The sequence below is a fragment of the Variovorax sp. GW821-FHT09D04 genome, assembly GCF_059416405.1.
In genome coordinates this window covers 370102-388686 of record NZ_JBWKPA010000001.1, presented here as the reverse complement: position 1 = coordinate 388686, position 18585 = coordinate 370102, and the positions used below count along the sequence as shown (strand labels likewise).

Genomic DNA, 18585 nt, shown 5'->3' with positions numbered 1-18585 from the left:
GCGCCTGCGGCCTGGATCAGGCCGCCGCCACCCCGCGCTCGCTCGTGATCTCGGCACCTTCTCGCATGGTCTTCGTGACCGGCGTGTTGGCCACCACCTCGAGCAGCCGGCTCCACTGCGCATCGGTGAGCGGTGCGCTGGCGTGCAGCACGCGGTGGATGTGCGCCTTGCCGTCCGCGTCTTTCGTGAAGCTCAGTTCGGCCTTGAACTCGCCCAGCTCCCAGCCCTTGCGCTGGGCGTACATCCGCAGCGTGATCGCGGTGCAGGCGGACAGCGCGGCCAGGTAGTAGTCATAGGGCGCCGGCCCCGCGCCCTGCCCGCCCAGCGACGCCGGCTCGTCTGCCACGAGCTGGAACTTGCCGACCTGGATGCGGTGGTTGAAATTGACTTCGGTGGAGACGATCGTTGCGGTGTGGCCCATGGGTGTGCTCCTGTTGACAAGCAAGCATTCTGGCGCGGCCGAACGCCTGAAAACATCAGCGCCAACGGGGTTGATCCAGACGCTCATAATGCTCGGCGGGCGGCCATGCCAGGGGTCGCCAGCCACCCGGCACAAGCGGGTGCGCCGCCTTCCTGCCTGGCATCGACGGAACGACACCATGAGCGCTTTGCACATGTTTCTACCGGTCTCCGAGCCCGCGCGCAGCGAGGCGCTGGCGCTTTTCATCAAGACACACCACGTGCCCCGCCACCTCGTGAGAGGCACCTCGCGCAAGATGCCGGACGACTGCGGTCCCCCCGCGCCGGTTCGCACCTCGCAGGAACAACCGCAGGCCGCATCCGCCCAGCCATCGGCCGCATCGGCCTAGGGCGGACAGACCGCAAGGAAAACAGCCCTCGCCGCGCCGGCCGCGCGCGGCGCGTGTTCGTGCGCCCTTCTTGGCTCGCCTCCGGTGACCGCCGGGCCTCGCGTGCCACATCGCCGCGAGGCGGCCCGTCCTTCCATTCGCCTACACCGAAAGCACGGGGTAAAACCCACCTTCATCGGTCACACTGGCGACATCGACAAAAGAATGCGCGAGATGTCGCGACATACTGCACGAATGCAAAAAAATCACATGGAAACGAGCCGCCCCACGATGCGCCCGTTCCGCAGCCAGCCATGACGGAGTTGAGGGTCAGCTGGGAGCACACGTTCCCCGACGACGGGACGAAGCTGGTCATCCATTCGAACTGGGTTTCCAACACCCCCGCCACGCAGGCCTACCTCGAGGCGCTGGTCGTGCGGGTCGGGCAGATGGACCCGGCGCCCCACTGCGTTTTCGAGAAACGCCAGGCCGTCCCTTCGCGCTCGTTGCCGCCGGACCTCGGCACCTTCACCTCGGCCGAGTTCTGGCAGGTGGCCGAGCTGCTGCACCTGCAGGCCACCCCGTCCCTCGCCGCCGCGCGGCTGGTGCTGGTCGAGGGCATGCGCCCGGCCAAGGCGGCGAGGCAGCTCAACACGAGCCCGCAGGCGTTGACGAACACGTTGCGAAAGATCCGCACGGAGCGCGCAACCTCGTCGCGGCTGGGCAGGTTGCCCGCCGACCGGCCGCCATCCGAAGGCACCGCGCCACAGGAGCCCTGAGCGGCCGACCGGCGCGCCCTCCCCGGCTTGCATCGGCACGGTCAATCCCGTACGCTGGCCCGGCGTCGATGCGCAGCACCCGAGCCCTTGCGGGCCGCCGGGCCGGCCTTGCGGACGCGCAAAGGAGTCCCGCCATGCCAAGCCGATCGAACGGCCTCGCGGCCGAAATGGAAGCAGTGCGAACGCTGGCGCTGGTGGGCGCGGCGGCCGCTGGCAAGACCTCCCTGGCCGAGGCCCTGTTGTTCAAGGCGGGCGCCGTCGGCGCGTGCGGCAGCGTCGAGCGCGGCAGCACCGTCAGCGACCACGACCCGCTCGAGCGCCGCATGCTGCATTCGCTCAACGCCTCGGTGATGCACCTCACGCATGCCGCCACGCGCATCCACCTCATCGACACGCCCGGCGGCCCCGACTTTCTCGGCCAGAGCCTGCCGGCGCTGGAGGCGGTCGAAACGGTGGCGGTGGTCATCAATGCCGCCACCGGCATCGAGCCGATGGCAGTGCGCATGATGGAGTACGCGGCCTCGCGCCACCTCGCCCGCATGCTCATCGTCAACAAGATCGACTCGCAGGGCGTCTCGCTGTCAGGCCTGCTGGCCGACATCCAGGCCACCTTCGGCCGCGAATGCCTGCCGCTGAACGTGCCCGACGGGGTCAACAGGCAGGTGATCGACTGCTTCTTCAACCGCTTCGGGCGCTCCGACTTCGGCCCCGTCGAAGCGGCGCACCGCGCGCTGGTGGAGCAGGTGGTCGAGGTCGACGCGGCCTTCGTCGACCGCTACCTCGAAGAAGGCGACGTGGACCCGTCGGAGCTGCACGCGCCGCTCGAGCAGGCGCTGCGCGAAGGCCACCTGATCCCGGTGTGCTTCACCTCGTCGCGCAGCGGCGCCGGCGTGGCCGAGCTGCTGGACGTGATCGTCAAGCTCCTGCCCGACCCGACCGAGGCCAACCCGCCGGAGTTCCTCGTCGGCGAAGGCGCGCAGGCCCAGCCCATGCAGGCCCGGCCCGACCCGTCGCTGCACGTGCTGGCGCATGTGTTCAAGGTCACGATCGACCCCTATGTCGGCAAGATGGGCATCTTTCGCGTGCACCAGGGCACGGTCACGCGCGACAGCCAGCTCTACATCGGCGACGGCCGCAAGCCGTTCAAGGTGGGGCATCTGTTCATGCTCCAGGGCAAGGACCATGTCGAGGTGTCGCACGCGGTGCCCGGCGACATCGTGGCGGTGGCCAAGGTCGACGAGATCCACTTCGATGCCGTGCTGCACGATGCGGCCGAAGACAGCCATGTGCACCTCGCGCCGCTGCCGTTCCCGGTGCCGGTGTACGGCCTGGCCGTGGAGCCCAAGCGCCATGGCGACGAGCAGCGCGCCTGGGAAATCCTGGGCAAGCTCGCGGCCGAAGACCCGTGCCTGCGCATCGAACATGTGGCCGCGACCAACGAGACGGTGCTCTACGGCCTCGGCGAGCTGCACCTGCGCCTCGTGCTCGAACGCCTGCGCGAGGTGTACCGCTTCGAGGTCCAGACGCGGCCGCCGCGCATCGCCTACCGCGAGACCGTGACCGCGCCGGCCGAGGGCCACCACCGCCACAAGAAGCAGACCGGCGGCGCCGGCCAGTTCGCCGAGGTCTTCCTGCGCATCGAGCCGCTGGCGCGCGGCGCGGGCTTCGAGTTCGCGGACGAAGTCCGGGGCGGTGCCATTCCGAACCAGTTCATTCCCGCGGTCGAGAAAGGCGTGCGCGAGGTGCTGGCCTACGGTGCGATCGCAGGCTACCCCGTGGTCGACGTGCGCGTGGTGGTCTACGACGGCAAGCACCACAGTGTGGACAGCAAGGACATCGCCTTCGCGACCGCCGGCCGCAAGGCCTTCATGGCGGCGATCCGCGAGGCGCAACCGGCCGTGCTCGAGCCGATCGTGCAGATCGAGATCGCCGTGCCCGAGCATGCCGTGGGCGACGTCACGAGCGACCTGTCGGCGCGGCGCGGCCTGGTCACCGGCACGTCGGGCCTGGGGGCCGGCACGGTGGCCATCGGCGGACAGGTGCCCGAGGTCGAGCTGGCCAACTACCAGTCGCGCCTCAACGCGATGACCAGCGGCCAGGGCCGCTACACCATCGCGCTGTCGCACTACGAGGCCGTGCCGCCGACCGTGCAGCGCACGCTGATGGGGCAGTACCGGGTGCGCGACGACGACTAGGAGCACCCGGGGGCGTGGCGTCGCCATGGCCTAATGGCTCGCATCCGCCATTCATCCCGCACGGGCTCCCCGATGAAGAAACTGCTGCCACTGGTCCTGTCCACCCTGTTCGTTCTGCCCGCCTCCCAGGCCCACGCCGCACCGCGCCAGCCGTACACCCCGGACCAGGCGCGGGCGCTGCTCACGCAACTCGGTGCGCACGTGATGGTCATCAATTCCGACCAGACGCTGATCAAGAAGAAGCCGGCGAGCGCGTTCGACGTGCTGACCTACTACCCGCTGCCCAAGGCCAAGGTCGACGAATACAAGCGCAACGGCCACATCGTCAACACGAACGACGACATCGCCGACGTCGCCACCTACCGGATCAAGGACTACGCGCTGACGAACGAGAAGAACGAGAAGCTGCGCCTGAAGGACGACGGCGGCGCGCCGTCGCTGCAGGACTTCTCGCTCTGGACCTACGACAACGCCCTGAGCAGCCAGCGGGGCTTCTACGTGAAGCTGGACAAGCCCTTCGAGCGCGTCAAGGGGCACCTCACGGTGGTGTTCGAGATGCCCGGGAACATCCGGCACGAGACGCGAGTGCCGGTCGACCTGTCCATCACGGACAAGGACCCGCGGCCCGGCACCTGATCCTGCGGTCGCTTCACGGCGATCCTGGCTCGAAGAGCTCGCGCTGCGACGTCGTCAAGGCCGCGAAGCTGTCTCCCATGGGCTGAAGAATGGCGTCGGCGATCGGCTGCAGCTGCCGGGTGAGGTAGTGCTCGTAGTCGATGCGCGAGTGGCGGGTTTCCAGCGGCTCCGGCCCGTTGCGGGTCATGACGTACTGGATCCAGCCGCCCTTCTGGTACTGCTGGGTCCGGCCGACCCGGGCGTTGTGCTCGTCGGCGATGCGCGCGGCCCGCACCTGCGGCGGCACGTTGACCAGGTAGTCGTCGAGCCGGTGGCGCAGGCGCTTGCGGTAGATGAGCAGGTCGTCCTTGGCGCCCGCCAGCGTCGCCTTCGCATAGTCGGTCACGAAGGCCTTGTAGGGCTCGCCCTGGAAGATGCGTGACAGCAGGCCCTCCTGGAACTGGCGCGCCAGTGGGGTCCAGTCGCTGCGCGCCATCTCGAGGCCGCGGTACACCATCTCCTCCCTGCCCGCCGCATCCACGCTGAGACCGGCGTAGCGCTTCTTGCTGCCGACCTCCGAGCCGCGAATGGTGGGCATGAAGAACTTCTTGTAGTGCGTGTCGACTTCGATCTCGAGAAAGCTCTGCAGGCCCTGTTCCTCGCGCAGCGTGCGCACCCACCATTCGTTGATGTCGGCCGCCAGGCGCGCCGCGACGGCATGCGCCTCCTCGTTGGTGTGGGTGCGCCGGAGCCAGATGAAGATCGAGTCGGTGTCGCCATAGATCGCCTCGTAGCCCCGCTGCTCCACGAACTCGCGCGTGAGCTTCATCATCTCGTGCCCGCGCAGGGTCACGGCGGACACCAGCTTCGGGTTGAAGAAGCGGCACTCGGACGCGCCCAGCACGCCGGCGAAGGAGTTCATGAGCAGCTTCAGCGCCTGCGACAGCGGCTCGTTCTTCGCGCGCTTGGCCTCGTCCCGCGCGTGCCAGAGCGTGGTCACGATCTGCGGCAGGCAGTGCCTGTCGCGAGAGAAGACGGTCTCCTGCGGTCCGTGGATGAGCCCGGTCGGATCGGCGGCGTTCGAGCCCTCGACCAGGCCCACCGGATCGACCAGGAAGGTGCGGATGATCGAGGGATAGAGGCTCTTGTAGTCCAGCACCACAACGGAGTCGTAGAAGCCCGGCTTCGAGTCCATCACGTAGCCGCCCGGATAGGCCTTGCTCGCGATCTCGCCCACGTTCGGCGCGACGTAGCCCAGGCGGTGCATCCGCGGCAGGTAGTGGTGGCTGAACGCGGCGATGGAGCCGCCGAAGTGGTCGGCCTGCAGGCCGGTGACCTGGGCACGCTCCATCATGAACTGCAGCAGCTTTGCCTTGTCGAAGATGCGCAGGACCAGCTCGCAGTCGCGGATGTTGTACAGCGCGAGCGCGGGCTTGTCGTGCTGGTAGCGCCGTTCGATTTCGGCCATCTTGTCGTACTCGTCGCCGATGGCCTTGCCTTCGCCCAGCAGCGTCTGCGAGACGTTCTCGAGGCTGAACGACGGAAAGCTCCACACCGCGGCCCGGAGCGCCTCGATGCCATCGAGGACGATCCGCCCCGGCGTGGGTGCGAACAGGTAGCCCTGCTTGCCCGGGTGCGTGCGCCACTCGATGGGCCGGCGCTCCCGCCCCACCAGCAGCGGCACGCCGCAGTCGTTTGCGGTCTTCTGCAGCACGCGCAGGTCGAACTGGACCACGTTCCAGCCGATGAGGACGTCGGGGTCGTTGCGCTCGAACCAGTCGTTGAGCTGCTCGATCATCGCCTTGCGGGTCGGGCAGTAGACGAGCGAGAAGTCCATGGGGTCGCCCGGCTCGGGCGGCGGCTCGCCGAGCATGAAGACGACGCGCTCCGCCGTGCCGTCCAGCGCAATGGAATAGAGCCCTTCATGCTGGCTCGTCTCGATGTCCAGCGACACGACCTTGAGTACCGGCCGGAATTCGGGCGCGGGGCTGAGCTTGCAGTCGACGAGCGTGGCGCCCTCGCCGCGCCCGCCTTCCACCCGCACACCGGCGGTGATGAAGCGCTCCATCAAGTAGCGGTCGTGCGGGCGCACGTCGGCTTCGAGCAAGGGAATGCCCTGCGCCTGCAGGGCGCGCGCCAACCGGCCGATCTGGCGGAAGTGCGTCGCATAGACGCCGAGCACGGATTCCTGCTGGAAATTCTGGAGTTCCAGCTCACGCAGCTGCACGCCCGACATGGCCGCAAGGTGGGCTTCCACCGCCGCCCTGTGCCGGGCGGCGACGAACGCGACACTGCTGCGGGAGGTCAGGACGACTTTCCTCGGCCCTGCCTCGGTGGCCAGCCAGTACTCGATCTCGGTGCCGGTCGGTGCATCACGCCAGTGGCGCGTGAGGATGAAGCCCTGGAGGTCGGTGGAGGTCACGGGCGCTGGGCGATTCGGGTGGGGCGGGAAGGCGGACGGGGAATCGGAGGATTCTCGCCCGGCCCGGCCAGCTGGCGCCCGGTGATCGCAACCCGTCCGAGCGGGGCTACCGGATTGAACAGATGCGCTGACCGTGCCGAATCGCCTTCCCCGTTCTCGCCCCGAGCGTCAAGTTCGGCGCTGTGGGGTTCCAGTAACGATGATCGGATCGACGGGATCCATGCGAACGGCAGCGCGCGGGAAGTCGAAAAGCTCCTCAGGATTGGAGGCAAGGATCCTCTCGATGGCGCTTGCATCGTGGTCAAACCAACTCGCCAGAGCATTGAGCAAGATGCCAGCGTCCTGCTCCACCGAGAAGCCCACATGGGGCCAGTCGGTTCCCCAGACCATGCGAGTTGGCGCTTCGGAGTACAAGCGCTGGGCGCGGTGAGCGATGCGAGGATCTCGAAGGTCGGCCGACAGGCGATAGCCGATCAGCTTGACCCACACGCGGCCCGTCGAGAGCAGCGACGACAAGACGCGCTCAGCCTCACCGGACTGCGCCCCCAAGGACAACCCGCCGAGATGGTCGACGACCAGCGTGCAGGGCAACTGCTCCAGCGTTGACTTGAGCGAGGGCCACTGATCCTCCCTGGGAAGAATCTCGGCATGCCAACCACGGTCCGCCAGTTTCGGCGCCAGGACCTTCAGGTCATGGAGATCGACGGTACCGCCAAGCTGGCCCGACATGATGAATCGCATTCCCCTGACGCCCATGGCGTGCCAGGCATCGAGCTGTGCATCGGTCGTGTCCGCATCACCAACGACCACGCCACGCAGCACCTGCGGCTCAGCGCGCAGCGCTTGCTCGACGGCGCGGTTGTCCTTGCCATACACGCTGGCCTGAACGACCACCGATCGCTCGAACTTGATCGATCGGCGCAGGCGGCGCAGTTCCGCAGGCGGTGCCGGTGCGGGCTCGTAGCTCGCGTCCGTCACCGTGTTCAAGAAATCTTCAGGCGTGACATGGCAATGAGAATCGCACGCCCGCGCGGGGACCTGAAAGTCGGGGGCCGCATAGTTCTCCGGCGGCGGCAGGCAGGCTGCTGTCAATTGCATCGTTCTTCTCCAGACACAGTGAGCGGTTTCCAGGAAATCAAAGGCATTCGCTCGTCGCTGAGCGCTTGTCGATGACAACGTCGGTGAGCGCCTTGCGATGCAGGTAGCAGTGCACGTTGCGCACGACAGTTTCAACCCGGCGCGTTTCCAGCGCATCCGTCCATCCCGCGGCATGCGGCGTCATCACCAGGTTGTCCAAGGTTTCGAACGCCAGGCTGCCGGGCGCGCCCATCATCGAAGACGGCGGCGGATACGTGTACCAGGTGTCAACGATGGCACCACGAATTTCGCGCCGTTGAAGCGCTCCAAAAAGTGACGCCTCGTTGACGACCGGCCCGCGTGCGACGTTGATCAGGATGGCGTTCGACTTCATGCGAGACAGCTCATCCTTGTCGATCAGGTTCAGCGTTTCTGCGCCACCCGGTACACACAGAAGAACATAGTCGCTCTGCGCAAGGAGGGTCGGCAGAGCCTCCATGCCGCGCCACCAGTTCAGCTCGCGGGAGACGCCGGGCGATCGACTCACCGCGATCGTCTGCATTCGAAACGCAGTGGCCAATTGAGCGACACGCTGAGGGCATGTGCTGCCGACACATCCAGCATTCCAACGTCGACGGCGTTTGCCAACAAGGCGGAGGCCACTTCACTGCCACCCTTGTACGGAATGGTCGTGGTCTTGATGCCCACCGTCTCGTTGAGCCACTCGGCTTGCAGCTGCAAGGCCGTGGAGCCGATGCCCAGGTTCAGGGTCTTGGGACGGGCCTGTGCTTTCTGGACCAGGTCTTCGAAGCTCTTGATTCCCGAGGATGCCCCCGTCACAAGCACAACGGGCCCCGTTGCCAGGACGCCCACGGGTATAAAGTCGGTCAGGGGATCGTAGGGCAAGCTCTTGGCGATGGCGGCGTTCACTGCAAGCGTCGACGAACTCCCGATCAGCAGCGAATATCCGTCGCGCGCAGAGGCGAGCACGTTCTGTGCACCGATCAGGCCACTCGCACCAGGCCTGTTGTCAGGAACCACCGGCTGGCCCGAGAGCTCTGCCAGAGCCTTGGCATACACGCGGCCGACGAGATCGGCGGCGCCCGACGGAGGAAATGGAATGACCATGCGAATGGGCCGCACGGGAAAGGCATCGCTCTGCGCCGACGCCGCCCATGCACCTGCAGTCCACACCGCCAGACCGGCGGTCACGAGTTGCATGGCGGATCGCCGACTCAGGTGGGTCGAGCGATCAGGAGGCCGAATAGGTCAGTTCGCCGACGCTGATGATGTAGCCCAGCGATGTGTTCTTGATCAGGTTGATCAACTGGTTCAGGATGCTCGGAATCATGTTGACGAGTGCCTGCGGCAGGATCACCTTGCGCATCGTTGCAAAGTAGGTCATTCCCAACGATCGAGCGGCCTCGACCTGGCCCTTGGGGACGGCCACGATGCCCGCCTTCACGACCTCGCCCATGAAGGCGAGCTCGTAGACGACAAGTGCGACGATCAAGGTGGTGATCCCGGAGATGCTGTGCCCCACGACCATCGGCACGATGAAGTAGGCCCAGAAGATCAGCATCAGGACAGGCAGGCCGCGCACGGCGTAAACGACAGCGGTCGCCGGGTACTGAACGACCTTGATGGGGGACGTTCGGGCCACCCCCATCACGATGGCGAGGGGAAACGAAAGCACAAGCCCGGACACGGCGAGAAACAGCGTGAGCGCCAAGCCGCCAACGGGACCGTTCGGAAATTGGCCGACCAGGAGCAGAAGGCCATAGTCACGAAGGATGTCGATCATCGGACACCTCGCAGCGGATCCAGGCGAACGCTCCAGGCGTGGCCGATGCCCATCAGCGCGAACGAGCAGACCCAGTAGAAGATCGACGCAATGGCGTAGACCTCGAAGGTGCGAAAACTCTCGCTCTCGATCTGGTGGGCCGCGTAGGTCAGTTCGGCGAGGCCGATCGCCATGGCCAAGCTCGTCGCCTTGAACAGCCCCAGTGACTGGTTGGTCAAAGGCGGCACTGCGACGCGAAGTGCCTGCGGAAGAACGACGAAGCGCATCGCCTTGGCGTAGGACAAGCCCAGCGCTCGCGCCGCCTCCATCTGCGTGGGCGACAGGGACCGCACACCACTGCGCAGATCCTCCGACATGAAGGCCGCCGCGTTCAGCGTCAGCGCGATCCAGACGAAGATGAATTCGCTCCCATGGGCATTGATCCACGCCTGCCAGGCCTCGGGCAACACCTGAGGCACGCCGAAGTACCAGATGAAGATCTGGACCAGGCCAGGCACGTTCCGGTGATAGCCAACGAACCCTTTGGAGACCGCATGGAGTCCGGTCAACCCGGACTGCCGCATGGAAACGACGACAAGTGCCAGAAGGAGGCCCGACACCCATGCAGCGGCGAAGAGCACGAGTGTGTTGCATGCACCGGCGATCAACCAGTCCAGATAGCGGCCGTTCAACACGGCCCCGAAATTCAGATCAAGCATGGATGTGCTCGTGGCTCTGATTTGCGAGCTTGATCAGAATGCACTGAGCGGCGTCAGCTTCTTCTCGCGAACGATCTTCAGCTTCGTGTCGGGCCCGAACCACTTGCGCCACAACGCGTCGAGTTCCCCAGACGACTCCATGTCGCGCAGCGCCTTGTTCACCGCATCGAGCAGTTCGCTCTCGCCTTTCTTCACACCCAGGCCCGTGGGCTCGTAGACGAGGGACTCGTCGAGGAAGCGGAACTTGCCCGAGCTTTCGTGGAGCAGTCGCGCGCCGGGTGCTTGAGAAATGGCATAGGCCTGAACCTTTCCCTGTGCGAGCGCCAGGAAGGCCATGGTGCCGTCCTGGTAGGTCACCACTTCGGAACCCGCAAGCTTGTTGCGAGCGTTGAGCTCCGAGGTCGAGCCCTTGTTGGCGGCGATCTTCTTCCCCGCAAGGTCGGCGAACGTCTGGATGGGCGAATTGCTCGCCACGATGATCTTCAAGGGCAGCTGGTAGTAGATGTCCGAAAAGGCGATCTGCTCGGCACGCTCCTTCGTGTAGCCCAGGGAGGCCGCCACCACATCCACGCGCCCCAGCGCCAACTCGGGAATGCGAGCTTCGACGGAAATCGGGCGGTGCTCCAATTCAACGTGGAGGTGCTTTGCGAGGCTCTTGCACGTATCCACGTCGAAGCCGACGTACTCGCGGGTGGCAGGGTTCTGGAACGCAAGGGGTTCCGCCCCCGTCAGCGTGGCGCACACCAGTTTGGAGCGCGCCTTGATGTCGCTGAGGCGATCGGCCTGTGCCGTGGTGGCGCAGACGCAAAGAGCGACGGCGATGACGCGAGTGAAAGTCAATCGGAACATGAGCGCAACTCCTGAAGCGGCTTGATGCCAGAGGCCTAGAAATGAGGTGGAAGCCCGCATTCTGGAGACTTTGAAAAATTTAAAAAAACGATTTATTTTTATAGAATTGCATCTGTTTTACACATATACCAAGGGGGAACCCGCAGTGCATGAAGTCCCACCGGCAGAACGAACATGATGTCGTTCAAGCAACTTGAGGCGATCTATTGGGTGGTCAAGCTTGGCGGCTTCTCGCAGGCCGCTGAGAAGCTTCACACCACGCAGTCGGCGATCTCGCGGCGAGTCCAGGAACTGGAGAGCCTCCTGGACACTTCACTGTTTGACCGCTCTTCACGCGCCGCCCGATTGACGGAGAAGGGGCAGCAGACCTTTGCGATCGCAAAGCGGCTTCTTTCCCAGCGCGACGAGGCGATGGAGCAGCTTGCACAGGCACAGGTTGTCGAGCGCAGACTGCGGATCGGCCTCACCGAACTCACCGCAATGACCTGGTTCCCGCGGCTGGTGGGCATGATGCAGGTCCATCACCCCCGCGTTGTCCTGGAGCCCGACGTCGACGGCAGCGTGACCATTCGCAAGAGACTCCTGGCCGACGAGATTGATCTTGCGATCGTTCCCGACGCGGAAGACGACAGCCGGATCACCAAGAAAGCCATCGGCAAGGTGGTCAGTGCCTGGATGTGCAAGCCCGGCATGCTGCCTGCGGACAGGACGTTGCGCCTCCACGAACTGGCCTCGCATCGCATCCTGACCCAGGGCAGTCGCTCGGGGGCGGGCCTCGCCTCGGAGAACTGGTTCAAGTCCTTCGGCCTCACCCCGAAGCAATCGCTGCCCAGCAACAGCATCATTGCCATCATCGGCATGACCGTGTCTGGCATAGGGATCAGTCCCCTTCCTCGTGATTGCCTCGCTCCGATGGTCGACCTGGGTTTGCTGCAACCCATCAAGGTCACGCCGGCAATCCCCGACATCACCTACGTCGCAATGAGCAGGAGCGAGCAGCGAAGCACGTTGATCGACTCCACGGTGCTGCTTGCACAGGAGTGCTGCGACTTCACGCAGGTTTTCCAACCCGGCGCCATCCCCGCCGACGCCCCGGCGCCTCCCAGCTATTGATCGGACTTCGGGAATTCGAGGGCGGCCTCCTTGTCGGTGAAGCCGATGGCCGCGCCTCAGCGCGAGCCGGAGCGCTTCATCCCGAAGCCTTCGCCCAAGAGGCCCACTTTCTCTCGAGGTCGAGCTTCTCGAATCGCTCGACCAGGAACTCGGTGAAGACCTTCAGCTTCGCAGGCTGGTGCCGGCGGCTCTGGTAGGCGATGTTGATCGTCAGCTGCGGCAGCTCCCAGTCCCGGAGCACGGGGATCAGCCGGCCCGCCACGATGTCGTCGTGAATGATGTACTGCGGCTGGATCAGGATGCCCAGGCCCGCCAGGGCCGCGGCCCGGATGACCTGGCCTTCGTTGGCGTCCAGGGTCGGCGCGATGCCGATCGCCTGCGCCTCCTTGCCGCGCTTGAAGTGCAGCACGTAGGGATCGTTCGCCAGCGAGTACACGAGCATCCGGTGAGCGGGCAGTTCCCGGGGCGAGGCGGGCTGGCCGTGCGCGGACAGGTAGGCCGGCGATGCGGCCAGCACGCGCCGCATCTGCGCGAGGCGGCGCACGGTGATGCCCGAGTCGCCTTCGTGCTCCCGGGTGCGGATGGCCGCATCGATGCCCGCCTCGATGAAGCCGGGGTAGCGGTTGGCCGCGGTGATCTGCACGGTGAGCTTGGGGTAGCGCCGGTGGAACTCCGGCAGCGCCGGCGCCAGGTGGATCATCGCAAACGACACGGAGCTCGTGATGCGCAGCACCCCGCTGGGGTTGGTGCTGGCCGAATTGACCTCGGCCTCGGCCTCCGCCATCTCGGCCAGCATGCCGCTGCAGCGCTGGTGGTAGCTGCGCCCGGCGTCGGTCAGCCACATACGGCGCGTGGTGCGCTCCACCAGCCGCGCGCCCAGCCGTTCCTCGAGCCCCGTCAGGTAGCGGCTTGCCGCCGCGTTCGACAGGCCGAGCCGCTCGGCCGCCTTGGTGAGGCTGCCCAGCTCCGCGACCTGCACGAAAAGTTCAATCTGCGCCCAGCGGTCCATGCTCAAAGGATTCTTCCATTTTGAGGAAATGACATTTCATATTTGGCTCTTTTTTTCCGTTCTTTGACGGTACATCATTCGCCCATCGAGGGCCAGGGTTGGTTCACCAGGAGCAAAGCACCGTGCGCAACATCAATGAAGACACCATCACCCAGGCCGTGATCGCCGCGATGTGCCGCTGCGAGAATCCGCGGCTGCTGACGGTCATGACGAGCCTCGTGCAGCACCTGCATTCCTTTGCACGCGAGGTCCGGCTGACGGAGGCCGAGTGGATGGAAGCGATCCGCTTCCTCACCGACGTCGGACACATCACGGACGACAAGCGCCAGGAGTTCATCCTGCTGTCGGACACCCTGGGTCTCTCCACGCTCGTCACGGCGCAGAACAACGCCAAGCCGCCGGCCTGCACCGAGGCCACGGTCTTCGGCCCCTTCTTTGTCGAAGACGCGCCGGTGTACGAGCACGGCGCCGACATCGCCAATGGCGCGCACGGCGAGCCCTGCCACGTCAGCGGCCAGGTGCGCGACCTGGAAGGTCGCCCCATCGCCGGCGCGTGGATCGATGTGTGGCAATCGGACGAGGACGGCCTGTACGACGTGCAGCTTCCCGATGCTTCGGGCACCCACGAGCACCGGGCGCGGGGTCGACTGCGCAGCGGGGTCGATGGGCGCTTTCACTTCCGCTCGATCCTGGCGGTGCCCTACCCGATTCCGCACGACGGCCCGGTGGGTCGCATGCTGTCGGGGCTGGGCCGGCATCCCTGGCGCCCGGCGCACCTGCATTTCATGATCGACGCGCCCGGCTGCGAGCGGCTGATCACCCACATCTTCCGCGAGGGCGACAGCTACCTCGATTCGGATGCGGTCTTCGGCGTGCGCTCGACGCTGGTGGCCGATTGGGTGCGCCACGAGGCCGGCCCGGCGCCGGACGGGACGCACTCCGACGTGCCGTTCCACACGCTGCAGTACGACTTCGTGCTCAACCCCAAGGCACCCAAGGCCGAGGTGCAGGCGTGATCCGGCACATCGTCATGTGGCGCGTCGCAGGCGAGTCGCCGGAAGAAAGGACGCAGGCACGCAAACGCGTCAAGCAGGCCTTCGAAAGTCTAGTCGGACGCATTCCCGGCCTGCACCACATCGAGGTGGGCATCGACCGCAGCGACGTGGACCATGCCTGCGACGCCGTGCTGGTGGCCGACTTCGAGTCGCAGCAAGCACTGGACTCGTACGCGGTCCACCCCGAGCACCTGCGGGTGCGCCAGGAACTCGGTGCGCTGCGCACGTCGCGCCACCAGGTCGACTACCAGCGCTGAGACAGGAGCCTCGCATGCCTTCATCCTTTGTCTACCAGGCGCTGCCGGGCCGCGTCGTCTTCGGCGCAGGCGCCCTGCAGCAACTCGAAGCCGAACTCGACGCACTCGGCGTCCGGCGCGCGCTGGTGCTGTGCACGCCCGACCAGCGGCACGCGGCCGAAGCGATCGCCGCGCGGCTCGGCGCCCGCGCCGCCGGCGTGTTCGACCGGGCGACCATGCACGTTCCGCTCGAGGTGGCGCGCGAGGCACGCGAGGTGGCCCGCGAGCGCAACGCCGACTGCGCCATCGCCATCGGCGGCGGCTCCACCATCGGCCTGGGCAAGGCGATCGCGCTCGACAGTGGCCTGCCGATCGTGGCGATCCCGACCACCTACGCCGGCAGCGAGATGACGCCCATCTACGGCATCACGCAGGACGGCGAGAAACGCACCGGCACCGATGCGCGGGTGCTGCCCCGCACCGTCATCTACGACCCGCAGCTGACGCTGACGCTGCCGGTGGGCCTGTCGGTCACCAGCGGCATCAACGCCATCGCACACGCGGCCGAGGGCCTGTATGCCGCCAACGGCAATCCGGTCACGCGCCTGATGGCGCAGGAAGGCATCCGCGCGCTGGCCTCCGGGCTGCCGGCCCTCCACGCCGACCCGACGGACCTCGAGGCACGCGGCTCGGCCCTGTACGGCGCCTGGCTGTGCGGCACGGTGCTGGCCCACGGCGGCATGGCGCTGCACCACAAGCTGTGCCACACGCTGGGTGGCAGCTTCAACCTGCCGCATGCGCCGACCCACACGGTCGTGCTGCCGTATGTGCTTGCATTCAACGCCTCGCATGCCGAAGAAGCGATGCGCCGCATGGCCGAGGCACTGGGCACGCACGGCAGTGCCGCTGCCGGCGTGTGGGAGCTGGCCCATCGCAACGGCGCGCCAACCTCGCTGCGCCAGCTGGGCATGGCCGAGAGTGATCTCGACCGCGCCGCCGGCATCGCCACCGAGCGCCCGTACTGGAACCCGCGGCCAGTCGACCGGGCCGCCGTGCGCGCCGTGCTGCAGGCGGCCTTCGATGGCGTCAGGCCGGACTGAATTTCCCGTTCTTTTCTTTCGCTCGTTCGTTCATGGCGCAGCCCGGTTGCGCCCCTCAAAAATCTCCAGGAGACAAACAATGAATCCCCCTCAAGCGAATCCGCAACCCGACGCCAACGCGTCCTACGACGTGGCCGTGATCGGCTACGGCCCCACCGGCCTTGTGGCGGCCTCGCTGCTGGGCCAGGCCGGCCACCGGGTCGTGGTCGTCGAACGCTGGCCCACCATGTACGGCCTGCCGCGCCTGACGCACATCGACGGCGAGGCGGCGCGCATCGTCCAGGCCTGCGGCAATGTCGACCAGGCCATGCGCGACTCGCTTCCGCTGCACACCTACCACTACGTCAATGCCACCGGCGAACTGCTGCTGGAGCTGGAGTGGAAAGGCAAGCAGTGCGGCTACGCGGCGCACAACTCGATCTACCAACCCGACATCGAGGACGCCATTCACGACCGCGTGGCCACGCTGCCCAATGTCGAGCTGCTGCGCGGCTGGGAGGCCGTGTTCCTCAAGCAGGGCGCCGACGGGGTGACGGTGGCCATCCAGCGCACGAACAGCGGAAAGGACGGCGCGCCCGAGGCCCGCGAGGAGCAATGGGCCGAGCCTGCGCGCACGTTCAATGCCCGCTACGTGATCGGTGCCGACGGTGCCAACAGCTTCGTGCGCCGCGCGCTGGGCATCGAGCGCAACGACTACGGCCACAAGCACCGCTGGCTGAACCTCGATTCCGAGAACCTGTCGGACGCCGCCGAGCGCTTCAAGCGTCTGACCATCTTCTGCGACCCGGCACGCGGCCACATGTACATGCCCATCGGCGACAACCGCACGCGCTTCGAAGTGCGCCTGCTGGACGGCGAAAGCATCGAGGCGTGGGAAAACCCGGCTCACGGCTGGCGCTGGCTGGGCGAGAAGTACGGCGTCGGGCCGAGCGACTTCAAGTTCCTGCGCCACGTGGTCTACACCTTCCAGACGCGCATGGCCGAACGCTGGCGCGAAGGCAACGTGCTGCTGGGTGGCGACGCGGTTCACGCCATGATGCCCTACATGGGACAGGGCGCCTGCTCGGGCATGCGCGACGGCATCAACCTGGCCTGGAAGCTCGACCTGGTGCTCAGCGGCCGCGCGTCGCCCGCACTGCTGGACAGCTACGAAGCCGAGCGCCGGCCGCACGCCCAGCAGATCATGGAGATGTCGCTGTTCCTCGGCCAGGTGACCAACGAGGACGACGTGGAAAAAGCCGCTGCGCGCGACGAAGCCTTCCGCACCCACACCATGCCGCCGATGCCGCCCTTCCCGAAGGTGGAGAACGGCGTGCTGCACCGCGAGGCCGACGGCAGCCTGCTGGCGTCCACCGGCGTGCCGGGGCCGCAGGCGCTCGTGCGCCGTGGCGAGGCCGAAGGCCTGCTGGATGATGTCGTGGGCCATGGTTTCCTGCTGGTGGCGCACGAGGACCCGACGCCGTTCCTGGGCGCCGGCCAGAAGGCGTTCCTGGATCAACTCGGCTGCCACGTCGTGGTGCTGACCCAGGACGAGCGAGTGCCCGGTGCGGTGGTCGAGCTGGACGGCGAGATGTCCGGGTTCATGGCCGAGCACGGCCTCCAAGCCTACATCGGCCGGCCCGACTTCATCGTCTTCGGCTCCGTGCCCCGCATGGATGCGCTCGCGGCCCTGGTGGACGACCTGCGCAACAAGCTGCACTGGCTCGACAGCGACGACACCGGCGCACGGGCCGCCCCGCTTGCCGCGGAGCAGGCCGCATGAGCAGCGCGCCCTCTTCTCCCTCTTCTTCCGCCACGCTGGCCTTCCAGCGGGCCATGCCGATGACGCGGCTGCTGGACTGCGGGATGGACTTCGCCGACGCCCAGGCCCTGTTCCAGCGCACCAGCGCCGGCGAGGCATGGGACCAGGTGGCCGAGGCACTGGCGCAGGCGCAGCTGGAGTGCGCCCGCCAGGCCGAGGCCGCCGGCCATCGCGTGACGGCGGCCGAGGCCCAGGCGGCGGCGTTGGCCGACCTGTTGTTCGCCCAGATGGCCTTCAACCACGACACCCCGCGCAAGCGTGCCCTCTACCACCAGCTGGCCATGGCGACGCGCCAGCTGTGCGAGGGGTCCGAAGGGCGCATGACGCGGGTCGAGGTGCCCTTCGGCCCGAGCCATCTCGTCGGCTGGCTGGTGCGGCCGCATGCAACGCCGGCGCGCGGCACCGTGCTGGTGTTCGGCGGCCAGAGCGGCTGGGGCGTGGCCTACCTGCCCATTGCCCGCGCGCTCGCGCGACGCGGCCTGGCCACCCTGCTGGCCGAAGGGCCGGGCCAGGGCGAGACGCGCATGAATCAGGGCATCCATGTCGATGTGGACATGGAAGCGGCCTACAGCCAGTTCGTCAACTTCATCGCGAACGACGCCTCGCTCGGTGCGCCCGGCATCTGGGGCAACAGCGTCGGAGGCCTGTGGGCCGCGCGCACGGCCGCGGCCGATGCACGCATTCGCGCCTGCTGCATCAACGGCAGCCTGGCCGCGCCGACGCTGCTGCCCTTCCGGACCTTTGCGGAGCAGGCCGCGGCCATGCTGGGCACCGACGACGAGCAAGCCATCCAGCAGAACTTCGAGCGCATGCGCTTTCGCCCCGGGCGGGACCGCATCGACTGTCCTTTGCTGGTGCTGCATGGCGGTGCCGATCCGTTGGTTCGAATGGAAGACCAGCAACCCTTCCTGGACGCCGCGACGAATTCCGACGTCACCTTGCGCGTGTGGGAGGACGGCGAACACACGATCTACAACCACTCTGCGGAACGAACCGCCTTTGTTGCGGACTGGTTTGCCCAGCGGCTCGCGCCGGGTTGACGCT

General features: G+C 66.7%; 19 protein-coding genes. 10 read left to right on the top strand and 9 right to left on the bottom strand.

Features of this window, described 5'->3' with window-relative positions; genetic code table 11:
* Positions 1-16 precede the first annotated feature (16 nt).
* Entirely contained in the window at positions 17-421 is a 405-nt protein-coding gene (locus AC07O4_RS01845; protein ID WP_495303591.1) for an OsmC family protein, read from the bottom strand.
* A gap of 178 nt (positions 422-599) precedes the next feature.
* Here AC07O4_RS01845 and AC07O4_RS01840 point away from each other — a divergent pair, with 178 nt between their 5' ends.
* The 4 genes from AC07O4_RS01840 to AC07O4_RS01825 all read left to right on the top strand — a co-directional run bounded on the left by AC07O4_RS01840 (position 600) and on the right by AC07O4_RS01825 (position 4398).
* Positions 600-809 (top strand): hypothetical protein, encoded by a 210-nt coding sequence (locus AC07O4_RS01840; RefSeq protein ID WP_139702348.1) that lies wholly within the window; start codon positions 600-602, stop codon positions 807-809.
* Positions 810-1102: 293 nt separating this feature from the next.
* On the top strand, positions 1103-1567 hold the full coding sequence (locus AC07O4_RS01835) for a hypothetical protein (RefSeq protein WP_495303590.1): 465 nt from the start codon (positions 1103-1105) through the stop codon (positions 1565-1567).
* A gap of 134 nt (positions 1568-1701) precedes the next feature.
* Positions 1702-3762, top strand: coding sequence for an elongation factor G (gene fusA, locus AC07O4_RS01830; protein WP_495303589.1), 2061 nt, complete (start codon positions 1702-1704; stop codon positions 3760-3762).
* A 72-nt stretch (positions 3763-3834) separates the two neighbouring features.
* Entirely contained in the window at positions 3835-4398 is a 564-nt protein-coding gene (locus AC07O4_RS01825; protein WP_495303588.1) for a hypothetical protein, read from the top strand.
* Between the two features lie 13 nt (positions 4399-4411).
* Here the strand turns inward: AC07O4_RS01825 and AC07O4_RS01820 are convergent, their stop codons facing one another.
* The 7 genes from AC07O4_RS01820 to AC07O4_RS01790 form a co-directional block, all read right to left on the bottom strand.
* Entirely contained in the window at positions 4412-6799 is a 2388-nt protein-coding gene (locus AC07O4_RS01820; protein WP_495303587.1) for a DNA polymerase II, read from the bottom strand.
* A gap of 168 nt (positions 6800-6967) precedes the next feature.
* Positions 6968-7897, bottom strand: a complete 930-nt coding sequence (locus AC07O4_RS01815) for an amidohydrolase family protein (protein ID WP_495303586.1) — start codon at positions 7895-7897, stop codon at positions 6968-6970.
* Between the two features lie 37 nt (positions 7898-7934).
* Complete coding sequence (locus tag AC07O4_RS01810) at positions 7935-8438, bottom strand: NAD(P)-dependent oxidoreductase (RefSeq protein WP_495303585.1); 504 nt, start codon at positions 8436-8438, stop codon at positions 7935-7937.
* Entirely contained in the window at positions 8420-9097 is a 678-nt protein-coding gene (locus tag AC07O4_RS01805) for a Bug family tripartite tricarboxylate transporter substrate binding protein (RefSeq protein ID WP_495303584.1), read from the bottom strand. The genes AC07O4_RS01810 and AC07O4_RS01805 overlap by 19 nt, the downstream gene beginning before the upstream one ends.
* Before the next feature lie 31 nt (positions 9098-9128).
* Positions 9129-9680 carry an amino acid ABC transporter permease gene (locus AC07O4_RS01800; protein WP_495303583.1) on the bottom strand — a complete coding sequence of 184 codons (552 nt, stop codon included), beginning with the start codon at positions 9678-9680 and terminating at the stop codon, positions 9129-9131.
* Complete coding sequence (locus AC07O4_RS01795; protein WP_495303582.1) at positions 9677-10378, bottom strand: amino acid ABC transporter permease; 702 nt, start codon at positions 10376-10378, stop codon at positions 9677-9679. Before AC07O4_RS01795 ends, AC07O4_RS01800 begins: the two co-directional genes overlap by 4 nt.
* 33 nt (positions 10379-10411) lie before the next feature.
* On the bottom strand, positions 10412-11227 hold the full coding sequence (locus AC07O4_RS01790) for an ABC transporter substrate-binding protein (RefSeq protein WP_495300705.1): 816 nt from the start codon (positions 11225-11227) through the stop codon (positions 10412-10414).
* A 174-nt stretch (positions 11228-11401) separates the two neighbouring features.
* Here AC07O4_RS01790 and AC07O4_RS01785 point away from each other — a divergent pair, with 174 nt between their 5' ends.
* Positions 11402-12340 carry a LysR family transcriptional regulator gene (locus AC07O4_RS01785; RefSeq protein ID WP_495303581.1) on the top strand — a complete coding sequence of 313 codons (939 nt, stop codon included), beginning with the start codon at positions 11402-11404 and terminating at the stop codon, positions 12338-12340.
* Positions 12341-12416: 76 nt separating this feature from the next.
* Here the strand turns inward: AC07O4_RS01785 and AC07O4_RS01780 are convergent, their stop codons facing one another.
* Positions 12417-13349, bottom strand: coding sequence for a LysR family transcriptional regulator (locus AC07O4_RS01780; protein WP_493196260.1), 933 nt, complete (start codon positions 13347-13349; stop codon positions 12417-12419).
* Positions 13350-13471: 122 nt separating this feature from the next.
* On the opposite strand from AC07O4_RS01780, the gene AC07O4_RS01775 reads away from it, so the two are divergent.
* The 5 genes from AC07O4_RS01775 (at position 13472) to AC07O4_RS01755 (ending at position 18581) form a co-directional block, all read left to right on the top strand.
* The gene (locus AC07O4_RS01775; protein ID WP_495303580.1) at positions 13472-14365 is read left to right on the top strand and encodes an intradiol ring-cleavage dioxygenase; all 894 of its coding nucleotides are present in this window, start codon (positions 13472-13474) and stop codon (positions 14363-14365) included.
* The gene (locus tag AC07O4_RS01770) at positions 14362-14661 is read left to right on the top strand and encodes a Dabb family protein (RefSeq protein ID WP_495303579.1); all 300 of its coding nucleotides are present in this window, start codon (positions 14362-14364) and stop codon (positions 14659-14661) included. Before AC07O4_RS01775 ends, AC07O4_RS01770 begins: the two co-directional genes overlap by 4 nt.
* Positions 14662-14675: 14 nt before the next feature.
* Positions 14676-15740: a maleylacetate reductase gene (locus AC07O4_RS01765; protein WP_495303578.1), complete on the top strand. Its 1065-nt coding sequence runs from the start codon at positions 14676-14678 to the stop codon at positions 15738-15740.
* A gap of 79 nt (positions 15741-15819) precedes the next feature.
* The gene (mhpA, locus tag AC07O4_RS01760; protein ID WP_495303577.1) at positions 15820-17502 is read left to right on the top strand and encodes a bifunctional 3-(3-hydroxy-phenyl)propionate/3-hydroxycinnamic acid hydroxylase MhpA; all 1683 of its coding nucleotides are present in this window, start codon (positions 15820-15822) and stop codon (positions 17500-17502) included.
* Positions 17499-18581: an alpha/beta hydrolase family protein gene (locus tag AC07O4_RS01755; RefSeq protein ID WP_495303576.1), complete on the top strand. Its 1083-nt coding sequence runs from the start codon at positions 17499-17501 to the stop codon at positions 18579-18581. The genes mhpA and AC07O4_RS01755 overlap by 4 nt, the downstream gene beginning before the upstream one ends.
* Positions 18582-18585 lie beyond the last annotated feature (4 nt).